The following is a 24,929-nucleotide window of genomic DNA, read 5'->3' on the forward strand; positions in this document are numbered from 1 at the left end:
ACGACTTGAAAGGTTATCAACCCTGGCTGCAACCGTCGCCCATCACCCGGTATTCGATAGTGTGGCGCTTGCCTTGATGATCTTCATAGACCATGGTGGCCGGAACCACCTCGCAGACATTGGCGACTTTCGACAGGCTGATGACCTTGGCGATATCCAGCTTGGTGCCGTAGGTGTACTGCTCGACCTGGGGCTGTGCTGCCTGGTCGGCAAGGGCGAACGAAGAGACGGCGAGCAGGGCTGCTGCAATTAATGCTTTCATGATTGTGGGCCTTTAAAGCAATCGAACCAACAGATTGACTTCATATGCCTGAGTGGCCGGAGAAGTTGTCATTTCAACTAAGCAAACATGACACGAAGTACCGATCCCGTTGGAACTTCCGAGTGGGGATGCACTTAGTCTACTGATCTGCTAAGTTCCTTGAATCACCAAGACTGACATTCACTGTTACAGTATTCGCAATAATTGCGCCCAACCCTTGCCCGAGGGGATACGCTGCAAATCCCGCCCCGGAGCATTCGCCTGTGCCAGAACGTCATCCAGCCCGCTGCAGCCGTCTTACCGCCACCGAGCGACCGCTACTGAACAAGTTCTACAAGACCCAGGGGTCGGCCATGCGCGCCAGCGAAGGTGGCGAAGCCTGGGTCGTGCGGGCGGGAGAGATCGTTGCCGCGCTGAATCTCACACCGGTGCCGGGCGGACAATGGCTGACCGGCCTGCTGGTGGCTTTTTCCTGGCGGGGGACAGGGATGGCGAGCCGCTTGATGGAAACGGCCTGCGCCGAACAGTGCACCTGGCTGTTCTGCCATCCGGACCTGCAAGGCTTCTATGAACGCCTGGGCTTCGAGGTGACCGAAGCGCTGCCACAGGCGCTGGCCGATCGCCTGGCCCGCTACCGGCGCAGCAAGTCGCTGCTGGCGATGTACCGCAGTCAGTCGTCGCTGGCCGGGTCGAGCCCCGGGAACAGCACCTCGGTGTAGCCGAAACGGCTGAAATCATGGATGCGCGAAGGGTACAGGCGGCCGATCAGGTGGTCGCACTCATGCTGTACCACCCGCGCGTGAAAACCCTCGGCGGTTCGCCGGATCGGTTGGCCGTGGGGATCGACGCCTTCATAGAAGATGCTCTTGTAGCGGCTCACCACGCCACGCAGCCCGGGTACCGACAGGCACCCTTCCCAGCCTTCCTCCAGCTCGGTGCCCATGGGCGTGATCAGCGGGTTGAGCAGGATGGTCTGCGGCACCGGCTCGGCATCCGGATAGCGCTCGCTGCGCTCGAAGCCAAAGATCACCAGTTGCAGGTCGACGCCGATCTGCGGCGCCGCCAGGCCCACGCCACCGACATGGCGCATGGTCTCGAACATGTCGTCGATCAGTTGCTGCAGCTCGGCACTGCCGAACAGGTGCTCGGGGACCGGTGGGGCGATGCGCAGCAGGCGCTCGTCGCCCATCTTGAGGATTTCACGAATCATGGGTGGTTCGGCTCGCAGGTTCTGTTTCGGCGGCCGGGGCGTGATCGCGGTCGAGTCCGGAAACCTGGTTTGTAGCACGTTCCGGGGCGCCGTCGCCGGGTTGTTTTTCCCCCGGGTCCTTGCCCTCCTGCGACATATGCTCGATCACCGCGTTCATCTCCGCGCCCAACAGCAGCACCGCCGCAGAAATGTAGAAGTACAGCAGCAGGACGATGATCGCCCCGATGCTGCCGTACATGGCGTTGTAGTCGGCGAACGTCTTGACGTAGTAGCCGAAGCCCAGGGAGGCGATGATCCACACCACCACCGCCAGCACCGACCCCGGGGTGATGAAGCGGAATTCCTGCTTTACATCGGGCATCACGTAGTAGATCAGCGCCACCGCCACCATCATCAGCACGACGATGGCCGGCCAGCGGGCCACGGTCCAGATGGTCACGATGATGTCTTCCATGCCCACCTGCGACGCCACCCAGCTCATCACCTGCGGGCCCAGGACCATCAGCGCGGCGGCGGCCAGGAGCATGCCGGCGATGCCCACGGTATAGAAGATCGACAGCGGGATGCGCTTCCACACCGGACGCCCTTCGATCACATCGTAGGCGGCATTCATCGCGCTCATCATCAGGCGCACGCCGGCGGAAGCGGTCCACAGGGCGATGACGATACCCACCGAGAGCAGGCCGCCCTTGGATTGCTGGAGCTGGTCGATCACCGGGTTGACCTGCTCCAGCGCCTGCGGTGGCAGGACCAGCTCCGATTGCAGACGCAGCCAGGAAAAGAAGTCCGGCAGGTGCAGGAAACCGATCAGGGCAATGAGGAACAGCAGGAAGGGGAACAGCGAAAACAGCATCTGGTAGGCCAGTGCCGATGCGTAGGTGGACATCTCGTCGTCGAGGAACTCCTTGACGGTTCGCACCAGTACGCGGTGGACCGGCAGACCGCGTAAATGGGTAAGTCTCATTGGCGTCTCCTTGCGCTGCCCCAGGCTCAGTTACAAAACAGTCTAATAGACCCTGTTCACAAGGTCGCGATTCCGTCTGCCGGGTAAAAAAAACGGCCATCCAGGGATGGCCGTCTCTTTATGGCCCGCAGGCCGGTCAAGGCTTTTTCACGGCATCCTTGACCTTGCCCACGGTTTGCTGGGCTTCGCCCTTGAGCTCCTGGGCCTTGCCTTCGGCGTGCAGGCGATCGTTATCGGTCGCCTTGCCCACGCCTTGCTTGATATTGCCGACCGCTTCGTTGGCCATGCCTTTGACTTTGTCTTTGGTGCCACTCATGGGATTTCTCCTTGAAGGTATGTCGGAATCGACAATGAGTGGAGTAGCAGGCGAAGCGGGGAGTTTCATTTATTTTCAGCAGGGTAGATCAAGAGCATTGCGCCCCCTGTGGGAGCGGGTTCACCCGCGATTACAATGGTGAACTCACTACCGCAATCGCGGGTAAACCCGCTCCCACAGGGTCCGCGGTGTACCCAGCCATTGCGAACAGCAGCTTTATGTTTGTGCACATTCCCCGCAAAATACCCGACCTTTCCAAGCGTCACTCGCAGGACACCCGCATGAAACTCGACAAGACCACCGCCATCGCCCGCCGCAACGAGGCGCTGGGGACTCCTGTACTGAACAGCGACAACACTCTGTTCGCCGTCCTGGACAGCAAGCGCAGCCTGTGGTGGTTCGATATCCCGGTGGCCTGGCTGCGCAAGAACAGCGACTTCGTCAACCTGCTGCTGCACAGCCCCGAGACCGACAAGCTGCAGCACCTGAAGATTCCGGTGCGCGACCTGCGCACCCATCAGGAAAAGATGGAAGTACGCAATCCGGGCAAACGTCGCTCCACCATCAGCCTGGCCTTGTCGGCCGACCGTGACTCGCTGCTGCGCGACCTGCGGCCCGGTGGCGAGAACCTGGACTTCTCCGGCTATCGCCAGCGCTGAACCGGAGCTGCCGGATCAGGGCAGCTCGATGCGGTTGTCATGGATGACGATCTGGCCGCTCTTGTACAAGGCGCCGATGGCCTTCTTGAAGTTGCCCTTGCTGACCCCGAACAGGTCGCTGATCACCTGCGGGTCGCTCTTGTCGCTCACCGGCAGCACGCCATCGGCGGCCTTCAGCCGAGCGAGGATCTGCTCGTGCAGGCTGCTGGCCGCGCCCTCGCCCACCGGCTGCAGGCTCAGGGCGATCTTGCCGTCGTCACGGATTTCCTTGATGTAGCCCTTTTCCTGCTTGCCCGAACGAAGGAACTTGAACACCTCGTTCTTGTGGATCAGGCCCCAGTGCTGGTTGTTGATGATGGCCTTGAAGCCCATCGGGCTCTGTTCCACCACCAGCAGGTCCACTTGCTGGCCGACCCGGTAGTTGGCCGGGGTCTTGTCCAGGTAGCGATCGAGCTTGGCGGTCGCGGTGATGCGCCGGGTGCGGCGGTCGAGGTAGACGTGCACCACGCAGTACTCGCCGGCGCGCATCTGGCGCTTTTCCTCGGAGTACGGCATCAGCAGGTCCTTGGGCAGGCCCCAGTCGAGGAAGATACCGATGCTGTTGATCTCCACCACCTTGAGGCTGGCAAACTGGCCGACCTGGACCTTGACCTTGTCGGTGGTGGCGATCAGCTTGTCCTCGCTGTCCAGGTAAACGAAGACGTTCAGCCAGTCGTCCACCTCGCTCGGCGTGTCCTTGGGGATGTAGCGCTTGGGCAGAAGGATCTCGCCCTCCGGACCGCCATCCAGGTACAGACCGAAGTCCGTGTGCTTGACCACCTGCAAAGTGTTGTAACGCCCAACTGAAGCCATGTTCGAAATCCTCGCTGCGAGGCGCGCATTCTACACGCGATCGCGGTCGATCACCCTGCGCTTCGGCACTTTCACCGCTGGAAACAGCCACGAGGGCATCGCCTTGAACCCCTCCGGTCAAAGCTGCTCTATAAACACTGAGTACGCCAACGCAAGGACGCCGACCATGTCCGCTCGTCTATCACGCTGCCTGCGCCCGTTCCTGCTGGTTTTCACCAGCCTCCTGCTGCTGTCCTGCACACGCCTGGACCTGGCCTACCGCAACCTGGACGTGCTGGTGCCCTGGTCACTCGGCGATTACCTGGACATGAACCGCCAGCAGAAGAACTGGCTGAACGAGCGGCTCAAGGAAGAACTGTCCTGGCACTGCAAGACCCAGTTGCCCGGCTACCTGGCCTGGCTCGACAACATCCGCCAGATGGTCACCAGCAACCAGGTCACCGACCAGCAGTTGCAGCAACGCACCGTCGAAGCCCGTGCGGCAATCGCCCGCGTCGCCGAGCAAATCACCCCGTCGGCGGCGCAATTGCTGCGTGGCATGGATGACCAGCAGGTGCGCGAGATGCGCGAGAACTTCGCCAAGGACATCGAGGAGCGCCAGGCCAAATACGTGAAGACACCGCTGTCGCAGCAGATCGCCGAGCGCGGCGAACGCATGGAGAAACGCCTGTCGCCCTGGTTCGGCGGGCTCAGTCCGCAGCAAAAGGCACGCGTGGCCTCATGGTCGGCGCAACTGGGCGAGCAGAACCGCGCCTGGATCGCCAACCGTGCCCACTGGCAGGCCCAGTTCAGCAACCTGATGGACCAGCGCCACAGCGACAACTTCGAACCGCGCCTGGGCGAACTGCTCAAGGACCGCGAGCGCTTCTGGACTCCGGAATACCGCGTCGCCTTCGCCAATACCGAGGAGCAACTGCGCAGCCTGCTGGTGGACCTGATGGCCCAGAGCAGCGAGCAGCAGCGCCAGCAGCTGGATCAGCGGCTGGGCAAGGTGCGCAAGGATTTCAGTGAGCTGAAGTGCCTTAAAAGCTAAAGGGTCCGATCCTTGCGCCGGTACGGGAACACATCGATCACCTTGCCGGCGCGGATCTTGTCCTGCAGCCCTTTCCAGTAATCGGCATCGTACAGCTCGCCATGCAACTGGCTGAACAGCCGGCGCTGGCCGATATCGGCGAACAGGAACGGCGGGAATTCTTCCGGGAACACATCATGCGGGCCAATGGAATACCACGGCTCGCTGGACATTTCGTCCTCGGGGAAACGTGGCGGCGGAATATGGCGGAAGTTGGCCTCGGTGAGGAAGGTGATCTCGTCGTAGTCGTAGAACACCACCCGGCCGTGACGGGTGACACCGAAGTTCTTCAGCAACATGTCGCCCGGAAAGATATTCGCCGCCGCCAATTGCTTGATCGCCAGGCCGTAGTCGTCCAGCGCCTCGCGGACCTGGGCGTCGTTGGCGTTTTCCAGATACAGGTTGAGCGGGGTCATGCGCCGCTCGGTCCAGCAATGGCGCACCAGCACGGTATCGCCTTCCAGTGCAACGGTGGACGGCGCCACTTCCAGCAATTCCGCCAGGCACTCTGGCTCGAACTTGCTCAGGGGGAAGCGGAAATCGGAGAACTCCTGGGTATCGGCCATGCGCCCGACCCGGTCGACGCTTTTAACCAGGCGGTATTTCTCGATCACCGTGGCGCGGTCGACGTTCTTCGATGGCGAGAAGCGGTCCTTGATGATTTTGAACACGGTATTGAAGCCCGGCAGGGTGAACACGCTCATGACCATGCCGCGCACGCCCGGGGCCATGATGAAGCGATCGTCGGTGCTTGCCAGGTGATTGATCAGCGCCCGGTAGAACTCCGACTTGCCGTGCTTGTAGAAACCGATCGAGGTGTACAGCTCGGCAATGTGCTTGCCCGGCAGGATGCGCTTGAGAAAACCGACGAACTCCGCCGGCACCGGCACATCCACCATGAAGTAGGAACGGGTGAAGGAGAAGATGATCGACACATCGGCTTCGTCGGTGATCAGCGCATCGATCTCGATACCCTGGCCCTCGCGGTGCAGCAGCGGGATCACCAGCGGCCATTGCTCGTCGCGGGTAAAGATACGCCCGACCAGGTAGGCGCCCTTGTTACGGTACAGCACCGGGGAAAACAGCTCGACCTGGAGTTCCGGGTCCTTGCATACCCAGTCCGGCAGGTGCTCGCGCAGTTGCGTCTCCAGCCGCGCCAGGTCGCCGGGCAGGTCGGCGTAGGGCACGTCGAACCGATAGTCTTCGAAAATCATCGCCAGCAGGCCGGACAACTGTCCGTCGGGCCGGTAGATGCGGGTCTGCGCCGCGCGCTCGTGAGCCCTTAGCGAAGGCCGGGTGGTGTGGATGAACATGCAGCCGTCGCTGATCAGGTCATGGCTGAACAGGCTGCAGAAGATCGAGTTGTACCAGGTTTCCGCCAGTTCATCGTCCAGGCGCGGGTCGATCAGCCTGATGTAGGCGCTTTTCACCAGCGGCCACAGCGAGACGTCCAGCAGCACCTCGTCCTCGAATGCCTCGCGCAGGCCCGCACTGATTTCGGCCACCTTCTCCTCGTAGAGGTTGATCCGCGCCGCCGCCGCGCTCTGGATCTGCTGCCAGAGGGCCTGTTCGAAACGCTCGCGGGCGCCGTCGGTGATCTGGCGGAAATGCTCGCGGTAATTGTCGAAACCTTCGAGGATCATCCGGGCGATATCGGCGGCCGGCCATTGCTGGGGCATATCAGGACCTCTGGCAGAAGGACGAAAACCTGAGAGTAACCGGGGCGCTTCGTGCTGCACAGGGGTACACTCCGTTCCCCGTTCGCCCCGGAGAATCCCGTGAGCCCCATTGCCCTGTCCCGCCTGCTGATCCTCGCCGCCGTCTGGGGTGCCAGCTTCCTGTTCATGCGCATCATCGCGCCGGTGCTGGGAACGGTGCCGACGGCGTTCTTCCGGGTGACCATCGCCTGCGCCGGCCTGCTGGTGATGCTCGCCCTAATGCGGGTGCGCTGGGACTTCCAGGGCAAGTTCAAGGTCGCCCTGGTGCTGGGCATGATCAACTCGGGGATTCCGGCGACCTTCTATTCGGTGGCCGCGCAGGTGCTGCCCGCCGGTTACTCGGCAATCTTCAACGCCACCACGCCACTGATGGGCGTGTTGATCGGCGCGCTGTTCTTCCATGAAGCGATGACCCTGCCCAAGCTGTCGGGGATCTTCCTCGGCCTGCTCGGCGTGGGGATTCTCAGTGGCGCGGGCCCGGTGGCCTTCGACCTGAAACTGCTACAGGGTGCCCTCGCCTGCCTCGGCGCAACCACCTGCTACGGCTTTTCCGGCTTTCTCGCCAGGCGCTGGCTGGACCAGCGCGGCGGCCTGGACAGCCGCCTGTCCGCGCTGGGCAGCATGATGGGCGCGAGCCTCCTGCTCACGCCCCTGTTCGCCTGGAGCGTCGCCACCCAGCCACCGGCCAGCTGGGGTGGCTGGCCGGTGTGGCTGTCGCTGCTCGGCCTGGGCCTGCTGTGCACCGCCTTCGCCTACATCCTGTACTTCCGCCTGATCAGCGAGATCGGCCCGGTGAAATCCTCCACAGTGACCTTCCTGATTCCCGCCTTCGGCGTGCTCTGGGGTGCCTGGCTGCTGGACGAACCGCTGTCCACCGCACACCTCTACGGCGGACTGCTGATCGGCCTGGCCCTGTGGCTGGTGCTCAAGCCTGCGCGGGCCGGCGGAACACGAACAGCAGGCCGATGACGATCAAGGCCATGCCCAGCAGGCTCAGGGCCGCGAGGCGGTTGCCGAAGATCAGGTAATCCATCACCGCGGTCACCGCTGGCACCAGGTAGAACAGGCTGGTGACATTCACCAGGTTGCCGCGGGCGATCAGCCGGTACAGCAACAGGGTCGCCAGCACCGAGACCACCAGCCCCATCCACGCCACCGACAGCAGGAACTGCGGGTTCAGCTTCACCTCGAGTGGCTGCAACGGCGCGAACAATACGCACATCAGCAGCCCCGCCAGGTACTGCAGCGGCAGGGTGCCGAGAGGCTCGCGGGTGATGCGCTTCTGCATGATCGAACCACCGGTCATGCTCACCAGCGCCAGCAAGGCGAAGAGCATCCCGGACCAGGACATACCGCCCAGGCCGATGCCCTGCCAGACCACCAGGACCAGCCCCGTCAGCCCCAGGCACAGGCCGAACAGACGCCCCAATGAACGCCGGCGCTCCATCAGGACCACGGTCAGGATGGGCTGGACACCCATAACCGTGGCCATGACCCCAGGAGTGACCTTCAGGTCCAGCGCCAGCAGATAGAAGATCTGGTAGGCACCGAGCAGAATCCCGCCGGTCACCAGGGCCTGGCGGATAGCCGCAGGCTCGCGGGGCCAGCGCAGCTTGAGCAGCGGCCCCAGGAGTACCAGGGCGCCAAGGGCGAGAAGGAAGCGAATCAGCAGAAAAGCGAAGGGCGTAGCCTGGGCCAGCCCCAGTTTCGAGACAATCGCGCCACTGCTCCAGAGCAGGACGAACAGGCTCGTGGTGGCCGCCGAGGCCACGGAAGTCTTGTGCAGGAAAGACATGGATTTGCCACCTGTATTCGGGCAAGAAAGCCGATCGGACGGACTGCGAGGGCGCAGCCGGCCGGATTCAGAAACGTTGCGTGTGCAGCGGGCGTCAGCCCACTACCACCACTGCCACGACGGTTCTGACAGGTGGGGACTGGCTGATGGCCGGCTGCTGGAACCCGCGCACGACAACCACCGCGTCGGGCGCGGTAGCGAGTACTGGGGCTACAGGGGAAGCTGGCATGAGCGAGTCTTCGGGTGAGATGTAGAGGCTCAGGACTATAGGCCTGGCACTTTGATAGTGCAAGCCTTGAGGGCCTCATCGCTGGCAAGCCAGCTCCCACAGGGTTGTGGGAGCTGGCTTGTCGGATCGCCGCACCGCAGCGATGAGGCCCTCGAGAGCGAATCAGAACAACCAGCGGTACAGCAAGTAAGCCACCACCACGGCCAACACCGGCCGCAGCACACGGTAAGCCTTCGGATTGGCACGCTTGAAGGCTTTCACCCGCGTGCTGATGACATTGCTGAATTTCTTGCTCCAGGCATAGGCCTGGTTGATCCCGCCGACCCGCTCGTCATCGGTGTTCTGCGGCGCGGTGGCGCGGCCGAGGAAGGCACTGACCTTGCGGTTGATCCTGGTCATGAACGGGCTGCTCAGCGGACGCTCGACGTCGCAGAACAGGATCACCCGGGTCATGTCGGTTTCGTTCTTGACCCAGTGCACATAGGTTTCGTCGAACATCACGTCCTCGCCGTCGCGCCAGGCGTACGGCTGGCCATCAACGTAGATGCGGCAGTTGTCCGAGTTAGGCGTGGTCAGGCCCAGGTGATAGCGCAGCGAACCGGCGAACGGGTCACGATGCGGGTTGAGGTGGCTGCCGCCCGGCAGCAGAGCGAACATCGCCCCCTTGACGTTGGGAATGCTGTTGACCAGCTCGACGGTCTTCGGGCACAGCGCCTCGGCCGACGGCAGGGCCTTGTCGTACCACTTCAGGTAGAAGCGCTTCCAGCCCTTCTTGAAGAACGAACCGAAGCCGGCGTCGTTGTCCTTCTCGGCGGCGCGGATATAGCCCTCGTCGAACAGGTGCATGGCCTCTTCGCGGATGGTCTGCCAGTTGTTCTTCAGTACATCCAGCTCAGGGAAGCGCTCGCGGTCCAGGTACGGCTTGGACGGCACTCCGGAGAACAGGTACATCAGCGAGTTGTAGGGGGCGAACAGCGCCGAATGGTTGACGAACTGGCGCAGCACCGGCAACCGGGCCTTGCCGCGCAGGTGCACGAACAGGACGCTGCCGAAGAACAGCAGCAGCACGCCTGCCTTGGCGACAAAGGAAAAAGTCATTCAATGCTCCTGGAAGTCTCGTTCAGGCTCAGGGCCGGAAATTGGCCATGATAAACCGAACAGGCCCCGGCAAGAACAACCGGGGCCTGATAGACAGTGTTGGGGATTTTGTAATAACCCCGGGAGCGGTGCATTGTCCGGGGTCAAGCTGTGAACTCACTGGCCCTATCGCTGGCAAGCCAGCTCCCACAGATATTGCACATCTCTCAAGCCCTGTGCTGACCCTGTGGGAGCTGGCTTGCCAGCGATGAGGCCATCACTTACTGCTGGTTCTCCTGGTCGGTGAACAGGTCACTGAACAGCATGCTCGACAGGTAGCGCTCGCCCGAGTCCGGCAGGATCACCACGATGGTCTTGCCCTGCATTTCCGGCTTCTCGGCCAGGCGCACGGCGGCAGCCATGGCCGCGCCGCAGGAGATCCCGCAAAGAATCCCTTCTTCCTGCATCAGGCGCAGGGCCATGGCCTTGGCCTCGTCGTCGCTGACCTTTTCCACCTGGTCGACGATGGACAGATCGAGGTTCTTCGGCACGAAACCGGCGCCGATGCCCTGGATCTTGTGCGGGCTGGGCTTGATTTCCTCGCCGGCCAGGGCCTGGGAGATGACCGGCGAAGCGATCGGCTCTACGGCAACGGACAGGATGGCCTTGCCCTGGGTGTTCTTGATGTAGCGCGACACCCCGGTAATGGTGCCGCCGGTACCGACGCCCGCCACCAGCACATCCACCGCACCGTCGGTGTCGTTCCAGATTTCCGGACCGGTGGTCTTCTCGTGGATCGCCGGGTTGGCCGGGTTATCGAACTGCGCCGGCATGAAGTATTTCTCCGGATCGCTGGCGAGGATCTCGTTGGCCTTCTCGATGGCGCCCTTCATGCCCTTGGCCGGCTCGGTCAACACCAGTTCGGCGCCCAGCGCCTTGAGTACCTTGCGGCGCTCGATGCTCATCGACGCCGGCATGGTCAGCAGCAGCTTGTAGCCACGGGCGGCGGCGACGAAGGCCAGGCCGATGCCGGTGTTACCCGAAGTCGGCTCGACGATGGTCATGCCCGGCTTGAGCCGGCCGCTGCTTTCGGCGTCCCAGACCATGTTCGCGCCGATCCGGCATTTGACCGAATAACCCGGGTTGCGCCCTTCGATCTTGGCCAGGATGGTCACCCCGCGCGGGGCGATGCGGTTGATCTGCACCAGCGGCGTATTACCGATGGAATGGGCGTTGTCAGCGAAGATACGGCTCATGGCAGGAGGTCCTTTTGGCACCGAGCTAAAAAACCAAGGGTAAGCCTGCCATGGGGGTGCGTCTACCCCGGTCGAACTCCATGCAAGCGAGCGCGGTCAACCTTTCATCCGGGATCTGGAGACTCCGATGAAACGTCGCTATAGCTGGCCCTTGACCACGCTGGCCGGCCTTCTCGTGCTGTTGCTGGCCCTGCACCTGTCGCTGCCCTGGCTGGTGCGCGACTACCTGAACGGCAAGCTTGCCGACATGGGCGATTATCGCGGCCAGATCGCCGACGTTGACCTGGCCTGGTGGCGCGGAGCCTACAAGATCAACGGCCTGACCATCGTCAAGACCACAGGCAAGGTGCCGGTGCCGTTGCTCGATGCACCGGTGATCGACCTGTCGGTGAGCTGGCATTCGTTGTGGTACGACCATGCCGTGGTCGGCGAAGTGACCTTCCTCAACCCCGAACTCAATTTCGTCGACGGCGGCAGCAAGCAGGCCTCGCAGACCGGCCAAGGCACCAACTGGCGGCAGCAGCTGGAAAAACTGCTGCCCATCACCCTCAACGAGGTGCTGATCCAGGACGGCACCCTGACCTTCCGCAACTACAACTCCAAACCGGCGGTGGACCTCAAGGCCACCCAGCTCAACGCCAGCATCCACAACCTGACCAATGTGCTGGACAAGCAAGGCCGGCGCGACGCCACCTTCGACGGCAAGGCCCTGCTGGTGGGCGATGCGCCTGTCGAAAGCCAGGCCACCTTCGATCCGCTGAGCAATTTCGAGGATTTCCAGTTCCGTCTGCGCGCCACCGACATCCAGCTGCGCCGCCTCAACGATTTCGCCAGCGCCTATGGCAAGTTCGACTTCAAGGCCGGCCACGGCGACGTGGTGATCGAGGCCCAGGCCGAGAAAGGCCGCCTGACCGGCTATATCAAGCCGCTGCTGCGCGATGTCGAGGTGTTCGACTGGCAACAGGACGTGGAGAACAAGGACAAGAACATTTTCCGCTCGGTGTGGGAAGCGCTGGTCGGCGCCACCGAGACGGTGCTGAAGAACCAGCCGAAAAACCAGTTCGCCACCCGGGTCGAACTGTCCGGCAGCGTGCACCAGAGCGATGTCAGCGCCTTCGAAGCCGTGCTGCAGATCCTGCGCAACGGCTTTATCCAGGCCTTCAACGCACGTTACGAGCGTTCCGCGCCCAAGTCTGACTGAGTCACCGAGTGACGGCCCATTCAGAGACTGAATGGGCCGTCTGCGTTCCCACTGTGTAGGGCGGCGGGTATAGTCGCGTATGACATTTTTCTGCCGGATGGATCATTCCCGGCATCCGTATTCATGAGGATGGACAGATGAAGTTCGAAGGCACCAGCGCATACGTCGCCACAGACGACCTGAAACTGGCGGTCAATGCGGCGATCACCCTGGAGCGGCCACTGCTGGTCAAGGGCGAGCCGGGCACCGGCAAGACCATGCTCGCCGAGCAACTGGCCGCCTCCTTCGGTGCCAAATTGATCACCTGGCATATCAAGTCCACCACCAAGGCCCACCAGGGCCTCTATGAGTACGATGCGGTCAGCCGCCTGCGCGACTCGCAACTGGGCGTGGATAAGGTCCACGACGTGCGCAACTACCTGAAGAAGGGCAAGTTGTGGGAAGCCTTCGAATCCGAGGAGCGGGTGATCCTGCTGATCGACGAAATCGACAAGGCCGATATCGAGTTCCCCAACGACCTCTTGCAGGAACTCGACAAGATGGAGTTCTACGTCTATGAGACCGACGAAACCATCAAAGCCAAGCAGCGTCCGATCATCATCATTACCTCGAACAACGAGAAAGAGCTGCCGGACGCCTTCCTGCGCCGTTGCTTCTTCCACTACATCGCCTTCCCCGACCGCGAGACGCTGCAGCAGATCGTCGATGTGCACTACCCGAACATCAAGAAGGACCTGGTCAGCGAAGCGCTGGACGTGTTCTTCGACGTGCGCAAGGTCCCGGGCCTGAAGAAAAAGCCGTCCACCTCCGAACTGGTCGACTGGCTGAAGCTGCTGATGGCCGACAACATCGGCGAGGCCGTACTGCGCGAGCGCGATCCGACCAAGGCCATCCCGCCGCTGGCGGGTGCCCTGGTGAAGAACGAACAGGACGTGCAACTGCTCGAACGCCTGGCCTTCATGAGCCGCCGCGGCAACCGCTGAGGCCAGGGGGCGAACGCCATGCTGCTCAATCTGTTCAATGAAATGCGCGCCGCCAAGGTGCCGGTGTCGGTGCGCGAACTGCTCGACCTGATCAACGCCTTGCAAAAGCGCGTCACCTTCGCCGACATGGACGAGTTCTACTACTTGTCGCGGGCGATCCTGGTCAAGGACGAACGGCATTTCGACAAGTTCGACCGGGCCTTCTCCGCCTACTTCAAGGGCCTGGAGAACCTCGACCAGCACCTGGAGGCGCTGATTCCGGAGGATTGGCTGCGCAAGGAGTTCGAGCGCCAGCTGACCGATGAAGAGCGCGCGCAGATCCAGTCCCTGGGCGGTCTGGACAAGCTGATCGAAGAATTCAAGAAACGCCTGGAAGAACAGAAAGGACGCCATGCCGGCGGCAACAAGTGGATCGGCACCGGCGGCACCAGCCCGTTCGGCTCGGGCGGTTTCAACCCCGAGGGGATCCGCGTCGGCGAGGCCGGCAAGCGCCAGGGCAAGGCGGTCAAGGTCTGGGACCAGCGCGAGTACAAGAACCTCGACGACCAGGTCGAGCTTGGCACGCGCAATATCAAGCTGGCCCTGCGCCGCTTGCGCAAGTTCGCCCGCCAGGGCGCGGCGGACGAGCTGGATATCGACGGCACCATCGACCACACCGCCCGCGATGCCGGGCTGCTCAACATCCAGATGCGCCCGGAGCGACGCAACAGCGTGAAACTGTTGCTGCTATTCGATATCGGCGGCTCGATGGATGCCCACGTGAAGATCTGCGAGGAACTGTTCTCGGCCTGCAAGACCGAGTTCAAGCACCTTGAGTATTACTACTTCCACAACTTCGTCTACGAATCGGTGTGGAAGAACAACCTGCGCCGCACCTCGGAGCGCACCTCGACCCTGGACCTGCTGCACAAGTACGGCGCCGACTACAAGGTGGTGTTCGTCGGTGACGCGGCCATGGCACCGTACGAGATCACCCAGCCGGGTGGCAGCGTCGAGCACTGGAATGAAGAGGCCGGGTATGTGTGGATGCAGCGCTTCATGGAGAAATTCAAGAAGCTTATCTGGATCAACCCGTATCCGAAGGACACCTGGAACTACACGGCCTCGACCAACATCGTCCGCGAACTGATCGAGGACCGCATGTATCCGCTGACCTTGCGCGGGTTGGAGGAAGGGATGAGGTTCCTGTCCAAGTAGGAGGGTGTTCTTGAGGGCCCCATCGCTGGCAAGCCAGCTCCCACAGGGACCATGTGGGAGCTGGCTTGCCAGCGATGAGGCCCTGTCAGCCAGCAAACCTCTTGAGCCATGCCTGCATTTCAGCCCAGGCCAATCCCTGCACCACCGCCCTGAACCTCACCCGCTCCCCGGGCAAGCACTGCGCCAGCCGCGCCAGTGCCAACGGCGTCAATGCCCCCAACCGCGGATACCCGCCAATCGTCTGCCGGTCGTTGAGCAACACGATCGGCTGCCCGTCCGGCGGCACCTGCACCGCGCCCAGCGGGATGCCCTCGGAGATCATCGGCCTGCCCTGATAACGCAAGGCCGGCCCAAGCAAGCGAATGCCCATGCGATCGCCGCGACTGTCCAGTTGCCACGGGCTGTTGAACGCATCGAACAGGCTTTGCCCGCTGAATTCGCCCAACTGCGCGCCCATCACCAGGTCCAGGCACGCCTCGCCTTCCAGCTCCGGACGCAGCAACTCGGGCACGCTTCCCCGCCCCGCCGCCGCCCCTGCAAAGCGCAACTCATCGCCCTTGACCAAGGCACGACCTGTGCCATCCGGCCCGCCCAGTTGCTCGCGAACCACGGTTGCGCAACTGCCCAGCACCCGGGGCGCATCGAAACCACCCGGCGCCGCCAAATAGGCCCGGGCACCGAGCAACGGCTGGCTGAACTGCAAGCGCTGCCCCTGGCGCAATACAAAGCTGCGCCACGGTTTCAGCGGCTCGCCGTCGATCCGCGCGTCCAGGTCCGCGCCGGCCAGGGCCAGAACACAATCCGCCTCGGCCTCCACGGCAAAACCGCCCAGGGTGATTTCCACCACTGCCGCCTGCGCCGGGTTATCCAGCAGCCAGTTGGCCCAGCGCGCCGACACCCAATCCAATGCGCCGCCCTGGGTCACGCCAAGGTGACGTACACCGAAACGGCCCTGGTCCTGAAGCTGACACAGGGGCGTGCTGGCCTCGATCCGCAGGTGGTTCATGGTTGTTCCTCCAGCGGCGAGTCGTCACCTCCCAGCCTGATGAATTCATCCCGCCCGATAGCCACGAAACGTACCCGGTCGCCCGGCTGCAACAGGCTGTAGCCATCACGGTCATGGTCGAACAGCGCAGCGGGCGTACGCCCGATCAGGTTCCAGCCCCCCGGCGACAAGGCCGGATAGGCCGCCGTCTGCCGCTCGGCAATCCCCACGCTGCCCGCCGCCACGCGCTTGCGCGGCGTTGCCAGACGGGGCGAGGCCAGGGATTCCTCGACCAGGCCCATGAACGCGAAACCGGGGGCGAAACCAAGGGCAAATACCTGGTATTCGCGCCCGGTATGCCGCCGGACGATCTCGCTTTGCGCGACGCCACAACGCGCCGCCAACACCTTGAGTTCCGGGCCGACACTGGCGTCGTACCACACAGGAATGTCCATGCGCCGCCCTGCCCCGCCACTGTCGGGCTGCAGATCGCGCAACGCTTCGCCGATCAGGCTGCGCGCCTCGCCAGGTGAGCAATCGAACTGGATCATCAGCGTGGTGTAGGACGGCACCAGTTCCACCAGGCGCTTGCCGAACACCTGCCGCAGGCGCCGGCTGGCCGCCAGCATCCAGGGCATGTGGGTTTCGTCGATGGACTCGAACAGGCGCAGCATCAGGCAGTCGATGGCGACCGCTTCGATCCTTGGCTTCATGGGGTCTTCAGGGCATCCAGGGCCTGGCGGATCTGGCGCACGGCGGCCAGCGAGCTTTGGTTGTCGCCATGCACGCAGAGGGTCTGGGCGTGCAGCGTCACGGCGCTGCCGTCGATGGCGGTGAGCGGTTCGCCACGAGCCAGGCGCAGAGCCTGTTCGACGATCAGCGCCGGGTCGTGATGCACCGCTCCCGGCAGGCGGCGGGAAACCAGGTGGCCGTCAGCGTCGTAGGCTCTGTCGGCGAAGGCCTCGAACCACAGCGGCACACCGATTTCAGCGCCCAGGGCTCGGGCAACGGTATCGTCGGCAGTGGCCATCAGCATCAGCGGCAACGGCGGGTCATAGGCGGCCACGGCTTCGAGCACGGCGCGCAGCTTGCGGTGGTCGGCCATCATGTCGTTGTACAGCGCACCATGGGGTTTGACGTAGGACAAGTGCGTGCGCTGGACGCGGCAGATGCCGTCCAGCGCGCCGATCTGGTAGTGCAGCAGGTCGCGGATTTCCTCGTTGCTGCAGGCCATGGAGCGGCGGCCGAAGCCGGCCAGGTCCTGATAGGACGGGTGGGCGCCGATCCGCACCTGGTGCTGCACCGCCAGGGCGACGGTCTGGCGCATGATCCCGGGATCGCCGGCATGGAAGCCGCAGGCGATATTGGCGCAATCGACGAAGGGCATGACCTCGGCGTCCAGACCCATGGTCCAGTTGCCAAAGCTCTCGCCCATATCGCAGTTCAATAGCAGACGGCTCATGGCGGGCTCCGTTGAAGAGATGAAGTTAACGCCAGCTTGGCTGCACGGCCTTGCGCCGGCCCCCCATGATCACCCAGCCGATCAGCAGTAACACGCTTTCCACCACCAGGGCGAAGATCAGCGCACAGCCCACGCCCCAGGCCGCGGCCTCGGGCGTGAGCAGAATCTGGTAGCTGTAGCCCTTGAAGGTTTCCTCGCGGATCGCCGGGTCGGGCTGGGTCAGCACATGCCAGGTGCGACTGGCCCAGCCGGCCTGCAACGCCTGCCATTCGCTTTCCAGCATGCGGTTGCGGGCGACCAGGCTGTCGATGCTCTCGGCATCGCTCTGGAACACCGGATCGTCGCTGGCGCGGTAATGCCGCACCAGGGCCTGGAGATCACCGTTGAAGAAACGCTGGGCGGTCTGCTGGAAGCCCTTCAGGCCCTCGCGGGACTCCAGCAGGTGGGCTTGCACGCGCTGGCTGTAGTCATTGACCAGGCCGGGCACCTGGACGCCCAGCAACAGACCACAGGTGAACAGGATCAACCGCAGGTAGCTTCTCAGCATTTGGCTCGTCCTTAGCGGGTCTGGCCCTTGGCGATGCATTCGCCCTTGCGCCACAGGCCCCATTGGCCGGGCTCGTAGCGGTTCCAGGTTTCGTTTTCGGTCAGCGCTTCGGTGGTGATGACCGTAACCACATCGTTGGGCGTGGTTTCGGCATGGAAGTCAACGATCATGTCCACGTCCTTGAGCCGCGCCGGGCCGAATGGCGCACGCCGGGTGATGTGCACCAGCTTGGTCGAACAGAAGCAGAACAGCCAGTCGCCATCGCTCAGCAGGCAATTGAACACGCCCTTGCCACGGTATTCGGCACAGGCCTGCTCCAGCACCGGCAGCAGTTGCTCGACGTCCACCGGCTCGGGGAAAGCTTCACGGATGCGGTTGAGCAGGTCGCAGAAGGCCGCTTCGCTGTCGGTGTCGCCGATCGGCCGGTAGAAGCTGGTCAGGCCATTGAAATCGGCGAGCTGGCCGTTGTGCGCGAAGCACCAGTTGCGCCCCCACAGTTCGCGGACGAAGGGGTGGGTGTTGGACAGGCAGACCTTGCCGACGTTGGCCTGGCGGATATGGCCGATCACCACTTCGCTCTTGATCGGATAGCGCTGCACCAGGCTGGCGACTTCCGATTCGCAACTTGCCGCCGGGTCCTGGAACACCCGCAGGCCGCGGCCTTCATAGAAACCGATGCCCCAGCCGTCACGGTGGGGGCCGGTACGGCCACCACGCTGCATCAGGCCGGTGAAGCTGAAAACGATGTCGGTGGGGACGTTGGCGCTCATGCCCAGGAGTTCACACATGCTCGGGCCTCCAGTTACAGACGTGGTTCGAGACGCTGGCGCGCCCCGCCCAACGGCGCCTCGGGTGGCTCGTCGCGATAGCGCGCACGGCTATCGGCGGGCTCGGCCAGGATTTCCTCGGCCTCGCGCTTCTTCGCAGCTTCAACGCGTTCGCGGCGCGCCCGGGCGCGAGCCTCCAGGGGCATGCGGATGGCGACGAAGATCAGGTACAGGGCGAAGGCGATCATGCCGTACATCGCCAGGTCGGCGGCAGCGCGCCAGACGTTGTTGCCGACCTTGAAGGCCAGGTCCAGGGCGCTGATGGCGATGGCCGGGGCGAAGATGTCCTTGGCCGGATCGACGATGGTCGGGGTGAACAGCAGCACGGCCAGCAACACCCGCAGCGGCTCGCGCAGCCAGCGCCACATCCAGCCGGTCAGGCGAAAGCCCACCCACAGGCAACCCAGGGCGGCCAGGGCATACAGGCCCCAGGCGAACAGATAGTCGTTTTCGGTCATGGCGTCCGTGGTAGGTAGGCAAACAGGCGCTTATGATAGCGATTTTTCCGCGCGCAGGCGCCCCCCAGCCAAGGAACCGCATATGTCCTCTTCCGCCCGAGCCCTGTCCGCCCCGATCGCCCGCCGGGGCGAAGGCGCGGATCCCTATGCCTGGCTGCAGGAACGCGACGCTCCGGAGGTGATGGCCTACCTGGAGGCCGAGAACGCTTTCCAGGAGGCGCAACTGGCCGGCCAGGCCGGGTTGCGCGAAACCTTGTTCCAGGAAATCAAGGGCCGCATCCTCGAAACCGACCTGTCCCTACCCTCGCCCTGGGGTCCGTATCTGTACTACACCCGCACCACCGCCGGCGACGAATACGCCCGACACTACCGCTGCCCACGCCCGGCCGATGATTCCAACACGGTGGACGAAAGCCGCGAGGAACTGCTGCTCGACCCCAACGCACTGGCTGCCGGCGGCTTCCTCAGCCTGGGCGCCTTCAACGTCAGCCCGGACCATCAGCGCCTGGCCTACAGCCTGGATACCAGCGGCGACGAGATCTACACCCTGTACGTCAAGGAGCTGGCCAGCGGCGCGATCAGCGAACTCCCGTTCGACGATTGCGACGGCAGCATGACCTGGGCCAACGACAGCCAGACCCTGTTCTTCACCGAGCTGGACGACACCCACCGGCCGTTCCGCCTGCACCGCCACCGCCTCGGCAGCGCCGAGGCCGAGCCGGTCTTCGAGGAAAACGACGGGCGCTTCTTCCTCCACTGCTACCGCTCGAGCTCCGAGCGCCAGTTGGTGCTGTCGCTCAACAGCAAGACCACCAGCGAAGCCTGGGTACTGGATGCCGACACCCCGGACGGCACGTTCGCCTGCCTGGCGCCACGGGTCGAAGGCCATGAATACGACGCCGACCACGGCAAGCTCGACGGCGAATGGCGCTGGTTCGTGCGCAGCAACCAGGACGGCATCAACTTCGCCCTCTATCACGCTCCCGGTGACCGCGTGCCCACCCGCGACCTATGGCAGGTACTGGTGCCCCACAGCGACGCGGTGATGATCGAGGGCCTGACCCTCAATGCCGGCGCCCTGACCCTGAGCCTGCGCGAGGGCGGCCTGCCGATCATCGAAGTGCGCCCTTGCGGGCTGCCGGCCTACCGGGTGCAACTGCCGGACGCTGCCTACAGCCTGTACGTACAGGACAGCCTGGAGTTCACCAGCGCGCGCATTCGCCTGCGCTACGAAGCCCTGAACCGCCCGGCCCAGGTGCGCCAGCTGGACCTGGCCACTGGCGAGCAGGTGGTGCTCAAGCAAACGCCGGTGCTTGGCGAGTTCGATGCCGACACCTATGTCAGCCAGCGCCTCTGGGCACAGGCCAGCGACGGCACGCGGGTGCCGATCAGCCTGGTCCAGCGTCGCAGCGACCTTGGCCAGCCGGTGCCGCTCTACCTGTACGGCTACGGCGCCTACGGCGAAAGCCTCGATCCGTGGTTCTCCCATGCCCGCCTGAGCCTGCTGGACCGCGGCGTGGCCTTTGCCATCGCCCACGTGCGTGGCGGCGGCGAGCTGGGCGAAGCCTGGTACCGCGCCGGCAAGCAGGAACACAAGGCCAACACCTTCAGCGACTTCATCGCCTGTGCCGAACACCTGATCGCGTCCGGCATCACCCGCGCCAGCCAGCTGGCGATCAGCGGCGGCAGCGCCGGCGGCCTGTTGATCGGCGCGGTGCTCAACCAGCGTCCCGAGCTGTTCAAGGTGGCGATTGCCGAGGTGCCGTTCGTCGACGTGCTCAATACCATGCTCGATCCGGACCTGCCGCTGACCGTCACCGAATACGACGAATGGGGCAATCCCCAGGAGCCGGAGGTTTACCAACGGATCAAGGCCTACGCGCCTTACGAAAACCTGAAGGCCCAGGCCTATCCGTCCCTGCTGGTGATCGCCGGCTATAACGACAGCCGCGTGCAGTATTGGGAAGCGGCCAAGTGGGTGGCGAAGCTGCGCGTTACCAAGACCGACGGCAATCCGCTGCTGCTCAAGACCGAGCTGGGCGCCGGCCATGGCGGCATGAGCGGGCGCTACCAGGGCCTGCGCGACGCGGCCCTGGAGTACGCCTTCGTGCTGAACGAGCTGGGGCTGGCGGGCGCCTAGTCCTTGGTCTTGTCCATGGTCTTGTCCGGCGTCGGCATCAGCCCCGGCAGCGGTTGATCCTTGGGCGGCGATGGCAATGGCATGGGCGGCAGCAAGGGGCCGCCCGGCCTGCCGTCGCCGGCCTTCGGTGGCATCGATGGGGTGATTTGCGGATAGGGCGTGGGCGTCGCGGTACCCGGCGCCCCGGGCACCGGCGCGATCACGCGCGGTTGCAGGTCGTCGGCCTGGGCGGTGGCCAGGCTGGCGACGCAATACAGCAGGATGCTCGTCAGACGCATGCGGGGCTCCTGGTCGAGGTCATGCCATACAGACTACTCCGCCATGTAGCGGATTGCCTGCCCAGGAAGCGGTACTGGCGCTAAACTGACGGCGAAACCGTGCCAACCCAAGCCTGAACAGGTAAGAACATGACTGACGCCTCCTCCGCCGCTGCCACCGCGCGGCTCGACCGCATCCTTGCCGACGCCAAGCGCGACGACGAACGGGGCTACCGGCAGAAAGCCCTGCGCATGTACCCGCATGTCTGCGGCCGCTGCGCCCGGGAGTTCTCCGGCAAGCGCTTGAGCGAACTGACCGTGCATCACCGCGACCATAACCACGACAACAATCCCCAGGACGGCTCCAACTGGGAACTGCTGTGCCTGTACTGCCACGACAACGAGCACTCGCGCTATACCGACCAGCAGTACTTCAGCGAAGGCTCGCTGAGCACGCCGTCCATCGCCAAGGCCACGCACAACCCCTTCGCCGCCCTCGCCGGAATGCTCAACAAGAAGGACTGAAGTCGCAGCACGCCGCGCCGAGCCCGTATAATCGCGTCTTTTTTGCGAAGGGCCCGGCACGTGGCGAACAAAAGGTACAGCTGCATCGGCCTGTACAACCCCAAATCCCCTGAAAACGTCGGTTCGGTGATGCGCGCCGCCGGCTGCTATGGCGTGAACTCGGTGTTCTACACCGGCAAGCGCTACGAACGCGCTCGCGACTTCGTCACCGACACCAAGCGGGTTCACTACGACATCCCGCTGATCGGCATCGACGACCTGCAGAAGATCATTCCCCTGGGCTGTACCCCGGTGGCCGTGGAACTGGTGGAAGGCGCTCGGCCCCTGCCGGAATACACCCATCCGGACCGTGCCATCTACATCTTCGGGCCCGAGGACGGCAGCCTGGACGACGACGTCCGCGCCTGGTGCGAGGAGACCATCTACATCCCGACCAACGGTTGCATGAACCTGGCCGCCACGGTCAACGTCGTGCTTTACGACCGCATGGCCAAAGGCCTGAACACCCGCTCCGGGCCGCGCTTCAAGTAAGCGATTGAACGCCGGGCGCAAGCCGGCGGTCTGCTGACTATCACGTCACTCAAGAGGAGAAGCGCTCATGCGCCAGAAGCCAGAGATTCCGGCAACGCCCTTTCAGAGCAAACCCGAGCACAACGTCCAGGGCTGGGAGCGAGCGGGCTCGGTATTCACCGGGGTAGTGATGCTGGGCAAGGGCCTGCGTCGTGGCGGTCTGTTCGGGCTGGTCCAGATGGCCATTGGCGGCGCCGTGCTGGCCCGCGGGGTCACCGGGCATTGTTCGGCGAAAAGCCTGCTGGAGAAAGGACGCCAGGACCTGGACGGGATCCGGGCGAAGATCGAACGCACCGGAAGCGAGCTGAAGTCGTTGAAGGATGCGGCGGAGGCGGCGACCAAGAGTGCCACCGTGACCGGGAACGATTCGCTGGTCAGTCCAAAACCCTGAGATTTGCTGTGCTCTTCAGGGCCTCATCGCTGGCAAGCCAGCTCCCACAGGTTGAGTGCAGATCTTGAGATCACTGCAGCCCTGTGGGAGCTGGCTTGCCAGCGATAGGGCCCTGAAGGTCGGTCACTGAAGCAGCGGAGTGCGCAAAACCTCCGACTCCCGCCCCATTACACTCTCGGCCAACTGCACGAACTCCGCCGTACTCACGCTGTTCATCCGCATCAATGCCCGCACCAGATCGTCCAGCGACTGCTTGTTGTGAGTATGAACACGGATTTCCCGATCCAGCGCCTGCAACAGCAACACCGCGCGGGCGATGGTCGCTCCGCTGGCCTGCTCGCCGCGCAGGCTGGTCACCGCCTTGCCTTCCTTGTTCAGGCGCTTCTGCAATGCCTGGTAGCGGTCATCACTGATGCCACCGGCCCGGCGCAGCAGCTCGGTAGCGTAGTACTCCGCCAGCCCCTCGCCGATCCAGTCGCTGCCTTCACGGTCGTTGATCCGCGCAAACACCCGCACCAGCTCGCGCAACAACGGGCTGCTGCCGTTTTCGCTGACCAGCGCGCTGGCACTGTTGAGGTAGATGGAGTCGTGCGCAGCCCGTGCGCCTCGCCATAGATGTTCACGGGCGCCGACCAGCAGCAGTTTCGCTGGATTGCGCGGGAACACCGCCTGGTACTGCGGCCAGACGAAGGTCAGCAAGGTCAATGCATCCATGCGGCGCTGCCCCTGCCCGACCGGACCGGCCACGCTGACCTCGGTCTCGCCCAGGCGGGCACGTCGCACACCTACCGTACCGGCGAGCATCCAGCCGGTTGGACGGTCGAACAGGCGCGAAACGTTGTCGATGCGAAAACGCTGCTTGCCAATCCGCGGCCATGCCGTCTCGATGCTGTTCCAGCCGGCAGGCAGATCGACGCTCAGGCGAGCCACCAGTTCGGTGCCATCCTGCTGGTCGAGACGCGCTGGCGGCACCAGGTCATCACCGCGGAACAGCGCCCAGTTCGCCGCGATACGGCTGTCGTAGCTGCCGTTCTTCAGCTTGTGATCAAGCCGTACCTTGTAGCTCAGGCTGGACTTGCCCGGTGCCGGCTGCCAGACCCCACGTTGGCGGTCCGCCGCCGGTAGCCACGGACCGTCGGCCTTGAAATCGCTATACAGGCCTTCCCTGCCCAGGTCGAAATCCAGGCTGCGCACCTGGGCGCCATCGGCCAGGGTCAGGCGCACTTCGGCCTGGCCGCTCTGGGGCAGCAGGCGCACGTGGTAATCCAGATCGACTTTCCTGGCCCAGGCGGCATCGCTCGCCAGCAGCAACAGGACCCACGCCAGAGGGTGACGCACAGGCATTGCCCGACTCCTTGCACGAACGCGAAACGCGCCAGCTTAGCTGGCGCGGAATATCAGATAGTCTTCCCAGTCATCTTCGGCGACGCTGTTCTCGCTGAGCATGCGCCCCGCCTGCGAAATGCGCTGCTTGTGCACCTGCTCGCGGTCGCCGCAGACCAGGTGGTGCCAGTCCGGCAGGTCCTTGCCCTCGCTGACCAGGCGATAACCGCAGGTGGGCGGCAGCCATTTGAACTGGTCGGCCTTGCCCGGGGTGAGCTGGATACAGTCGGGCACGTGCTCGAAGCGGTTCGGGTAGTCGCTGCAGCGGCAGGTGTTCAGGTCCAGCAATTTGCAGGCGATGCGCGTGTAGTAGACGCTGTTGTCGTCTTCGTCTTCGAGCTTTTGCAGGCAGCACAGGCCGCAACCGTCGCACAGCGACTCCCATTCGGCGGCGTCGAGCTGATCGAGGGTTTTGCGGGTCCAGAACGGCGCGGAGCTTGCCTGCATGTTGCGATGATCCTGTTTCAAAATTCTTCGGCCCTGCGGGGCGGCGCCAGTCTAGGACGTGCGTTGCGCCTTTGCCAGACCGCTTGTCAGGGTGTGGCCGACAGTTGTAGTTTTGCAAACCATTTCAGTTCTCGCCCCTGTCCAGG

29 protein-coding genes are annotated in these 24,929 nt (G+C 63.7%); 11 read left to right on the top strand and 18 right to left on the bottom strand.

Annotated elements, in window-relative coordinates; genetic code table 11:
* Positions 1-16 precede the first annotated feature (16 nt).
* The gene (locus N7650_RS01940; RefSeq protein ID WP_009405210.1) at positions 17-262 is read right to left on the bottom strand and encodes a DUF2790 domain-containing protein; all 246 of its coding nucleotides are present in this window, start codon (positions 260-262) and stop codon (positions 17-19) included.
* A 263-nt stretch (positions 263-525) separates the two neighbouring features.
* Here N7650_RS01940 and N7650_RS01945 point away from each other — a divergent pair, with 263 nt between their 5' ends.
* Positions 526-981 carry a GNAT family N-acetyltransferase gene (locus tag N7650_RS01945; RefSeq protein ID WP_279896843.1) on the top strand — a complete coding sequence of 152 codons (456 nt, stop codon included), beginning with the start codon at positions 526-528 and terminating at the stop codon, positions 979-981.
* Here the strand turns inward: N7650_RS01945 and def are convergent.
* The 3 genes from def to N7650_RS01960 all read right to left on the bottom strand — a co-directional run bounded on the left by def (position 933) and on the right by N7650_RS01960 (position 2,752).
* Positions 933-1,472, bottom strand: a complete 540-nt coding sequence (gene def / locus N7650_RS01950) for a peptide deformylase (protein WP_009405212.1) — start codon at positions 1,470-1,472, stop codon at positions 933-935. The two genes, N7650_RS01945 and def, sit on opposite strands and share 49 nt — an antisense overlap.
* Entirely contained in the window at positions 1,462-2,436 is a 975-nt protein-coding gene (locus N7650_RS01955) for a YihY/virulence factor BrkB family protein (RefSeq protein ID WP_279896847.1), read from the bottom strand. Before N7650_RS01955 ends, def begins: the two co-directional genes overlap by 11 nt.
* A gap of 136 nt (positions 2,437-2,572) precedes the next feature.
* Positions 2,573-2,752 (bottom strand): CsbD family protein, encoded by a 180-nt coding sequence (locus N7650_RS01960; RefSeq protein ID WP_279896849.1) that lies wholly within the window; start codon positions 2,750-2,752, stop codon positions 2,573-2,575.
* 281 nt (positions 2,753-3,033) lie between these two features.
* On the opposite strand from N7650_RS01960, the gene N7650_RS01965 reads away from it, so the two are divergent.
* Entirely contained in the window at positions 3,034-3,411 is a 378-nt protein-coding gene (locus tag N7650_RS01965) for a hypothetical protein (RefSeq protein ID WP_009405215.1), read from the top strand.
* A 15-nt stretch (positions 3,412-3,426) separates the two neighbouring features.
* Here the strand turns inward: N7650_RS01965 and N7650_RS01970 are convergent, their stop codons facing one another.
* On the bottom strand, positions 3,427-4,263 hold the full coding sequence (locus N7650_RS01970) for a S1-like domain-containing RNA-binding protein (RefSeq protein ID WP_009405216.1): 837 nt from the start codon (positions 4,261-4,263) through the stop codon (positions 3,427-3,429).
* A gap of 166 nt (positions 4,264-4,429) precedes the next feature.
* Between N7650_RS01970 and N7650_RS01975 the strand changes: the two genes are divergently transcribed.
* Positions 4,430-5,296, top strand: coding sequence for a DUF6279 family lipoprotein (locus N7650_RS01975; protein WP_009405217.1), 867 nt, complete (start codon positions 4,430-4,432; stop codon positions 5,294-5,296).
* Here the strand turns inward: N7650_RS01975 and aceK are convergent.
* Positions 5,293-7,014: a bifunctional isocitrate dehydrogenase kinase/phosphatase gene (gene aceK / locus N7650_RS01980; protein ID WP_009405218.1), complete on the bottom strand. Its 1,722-nt coding sequence runs from the start codon at positions 7,012-7,014 to the stop codon at positions 5,293-5,295. The genes N7650_RS01975 and aceK overlap by 4 nt on opposite strands.
* Positions 7,015-7,113: 99 nt before the next feature.
* On the opposite strand from aceK, the gene N7650_RS01985 reads away from it, so the two are divergent.
* Positions 7,114-8,022 carry a DMT family transporter gene (locus N7650_RS01985; protein WP_009405219.1) on the top strand — a complete coding sequence of 303 codons (909 nt, stop codon included), beginning with the start codon at positions 7,114-7,116 and terminating at the stop codon, positions 8,020-8,022.
* On the opposite strand, the gene N7650_RS01990 is transcribed toward N7650_RS01985, so the two are convergent.
* The 3 genes from N7650_RS01990 to cysK all read right to left on the bottom strand — a co-directional run bounded on the left by N7650_RS01990 (position 7,979) and on the right by cysK (position 11,410).
* Positions 7,979-8,848, bottom strand: coding sequence for a DMT family transporter (locus N7650_RS01990; protein WP_009405220.1), 870 nt, complete (start codon positions 8,846-8,848; stop codon positions 7,979-7,981). The two genes, N7650_RS01985 and N7650_RS01990, sit on opposite strands and share 44 nt — an antisense overlap.
* Positions 8,849-9,239: 391 nt before the next feature.
* The gene (locus N7650_RS01995) at positions 9,240-10,175 is read right to left on the bottom strand and encodes an aspartyl/asparaginyl beta-hydroxylase domain-containing protein (RefSeq protein WP_279896858.1); all 936 of its coding nucleotides are present in this window, start codon (positions 10,173-10,175) and stop codon (positions 9,240-9,242) included.
* Between the two features lie 260 nt (positions 10,176-10,435).
* Positions 10,436-11,410, bottom strand: coding sequence for a cysteine synthase A (cysK, locus tag N7650_RS02000; protein WP_009399559.1), 975 nt, complete (start codon positions 11,408-11,410; stop codon positions 10,436-10,438).
* Positions 11,411-11,537: 127 nt separating this feature from the next.
* Here cysK and N7650_RS02005 point away from each other — a divergent pair, with 127 nt between their 5' ends.
* From N7650_RS02005 to N7650_RS02015, 3 genes are all read left to right on the top strand, one after another.
* On the top strand, positions 11,538-12,611 hold the full coding sequence (locus N7650_RS02005; protein WP_279896861.1) for a DUF748 domain-containing protein: 1,074 nt from the start codon (positions 11,538-11,540) through the stop codon (positions 12,609-12,611).
* A gap of 137 nt (positions 12,612-12,748) precedes the next feature.
* Positions 12,749-13,594, top strand: coding sequence for a MoxR family ATPase (locus N7650_RS02010; protein ID WP_009399561.1), 846 nt, complete (start codon positions 12,749-12,751; stop codon positions 13,592-13,594).
* Positions 13,595-13,612: 18 nt separating this feature from the next.
* On the top strand, positions 13,613-14,791 hold the full coding sequence (locus N7650_RS02015) for a VWA domain-containing protein (RefSeq protein WP_009399562.1): 1,179 nt from the start codon (positions 13,613-13,615) through the stop codon (positions 14,789-14,791).
* Between the two features lie 85 nt (positions 14,792-14,876).
* Here N7650_RS02015 and N7650_RS02020 read toward each other — a convergent pair whose 3' ends face one another.
* Genes N7650_RS02020 through N7650_RS02045 form a run of 6 tightly spaced genes read right to left on the bottom strand, consistent with a single transcriptional unit; the run spans position 14,877 to position 19,070 of the window.
* Entirely contained in the window at positions 14,877-15,797 is a 921-nt protein-coding gene (locus N7650_RS02020) for a biotin-dependent carboxyltransferase family protein (RefSeq protein ID WP_279896865.1), read from the bottom strand.
* Positions 15,794-16,489, bottom strand: coding sequence for a 5-oxoprolinase subunit PxpB (gene pxpB / locus N7650_RS02025; protein ID WP_279896868.1), 696 nt, complete (start codon positions 16,487-16,489; stop codon positions 15,794-15,796). Before pxpB ends, N7650_RS02020 begins: the two co-directional genes overlap by 4 nt.
* Complete coding sequence (locus N7650_RS02030; protein ID WP_009399565.1) at positions 16,486-17,238, bottom strand: 5-oxoprolinase subunit PxpA; 753 nt, start codon at positions 17,236-17,238, stop codon at positions 16,486-16,488. Before N7650_RS02030 ends, pxpB begins: the two co-directional genes overlap by 4 nt.
* A 25-nt stretch (positions 17,239-17,263) precedes the next feature.
* Positions 17,264-17,785: a DUF2937 family protein gene (locus N7650_RS02035; RefSeq protein WP_279896871.1), complete on the bottom strand. Its 522-nt coding sequence runs from the start codon at positions 17,783-17,785 to the stop codon at positions 17,264-17,266.
* Positions 17,786-17,796: 11 nt separating this feature from the next.
* Positions 17,797-18,573: a class II glutamine amidotransferase gene (locus tag N7650_RS02040; protein WP_009399567.1), complete on the bottom strand. Its 777-nt coding sequence runs from the start codon at positions 18,571-18,573 to the stop codon at positions 17,797-17,799.
* A gap of 14 nt (positions 18,574-18,587) precedes the next feature.
* Positions 18,588-19,070, bottom strand: a complete 483-nt coding sequence (locus N7650_RS02045) for a hypothetical protein (protein WP_064301901.1) — start codon at positions 19,068-19,070, stop codon at positions 18,588-18,590.
* An 82-nt stretch (positions 19,071-19,152) separates the two neighbouring features.
* Here N7650_RS02045 and N7650_RS02050 point away from each other — a divergent pair, with 82 nt between their 5' ends.
* The gene (locus N7650_RS02050; RefSeq protein WP_279896874.1) at positions 19,153-21,210 is read left to right on the top strand and encodes a S9 family peptidase; all 2,058 of its coding nucleotides are present in this window, start codon (positions 19,153-19,155) and stop codon (positions 21,208-21,210) included.
* Here N7650_RS02050 and N7650_RS02055 read toward each other — a convergent pair.
* Positions 21,207-21,488, bottom strand: coding sequence for a hypothetical protein (locus N7650_RS02055; protein WP_009399570.1), 282 nt, complete (start codon positions 21,486-21,488; stop codon positions 21,207-21,209). The genes N7650_RS02050 and N7650_RS02055 overlap by 4 nt on opposite strands.
* Positions 21,489-21,617: 129 nt before the next feature.
* Here N7650_RS02055 and N7650_RS02060 point away from each other — a divergent pair, with 129 nt between their 5' ends.
* From N7650_RS02060 to N7650_RS02070, 3 genes are all read left to right on the top strand, one after another.
* Positions 21,618-21,992 (top strand): YajD family HNH nuclease, encoded by a 375-nt coding sequence (locus N7650_RS02060; protein WP_009399571.1) that lies wholly within the window; start codon positions 21,618-21,620, stop codon positions 21,990-21,992.
* A gap of 60 nt (positions 21,993-22,052) precedes the next feature.
* On the top strand, positions 22,053-22,523 hold the full coding sequence (locus N7650_RS02065; RefSeq protein ID WP_009399572.1) for an RNA methyltransferase: 471 nt from the start codon (positions 22,053-22,055) through the stop codon (positions 22,521-22,523).
* A gap of 67 nt (positions 22,524-22,590) precedes the next feature.
* Positions 22,591-22,953 carry a DUF2892 domain-containing protein gene (locus N7650_RS02070; RefSeq protein WP_009399573.1) on the top strand — a complete coding sequence of 121 codons (363 nt, stop codon included), beginning with the start codon at positions 22,591-22,593 and terminating at the stop codon, positions 22,951-22,953.
* A gap of 123 nt (positions 22,954-23,076) precedes the next feature.
* On the opposite strand, the gene N7650_RS02075 is transcribed toward N7650_RS02070, so the two are convergent.
* Together N7650_RS02075 and N7650_RS02080 are read right to left on the bottom strand one after the other, a co-directional pair.
* Positions 23,077-24,297, bottom strand: coding sequence for a hypothetical protein (locus N7650_RS02075; RefSeq protein WP_009399574.1), 1,221 nt, complete (start codon positions 24,295-24,297; stop codon positions 23,077-23,079).
* A 36-nt stretch (positions 24,298-24,333) separates the two neighbouring features.
* Positions 24,334-24,783, bottom strand: a complete 450-nt coding sequence (locus N7650_RS02080) for a YcgN family cysteine cluster protein (RefSeq protein ID WP_009399575.1) — start codon at positions 24,781-24,783, stop codon at positions 24,334-24,336.
* Between the last annotated feature and the right edge of the window lie 146 nt (positions 24,784-24,929).

The organism is Pseudomonas sp. GD04058 (assembly GCF_029836855.1).
GTDB classification, from domain to species: Bacteria; Pseudomonadota; Gammaproteobacteria; order Pseudomonadales; family Pseudomonadaceae; genus Aquipseudomonas; species Aquipseudomonas bharatica.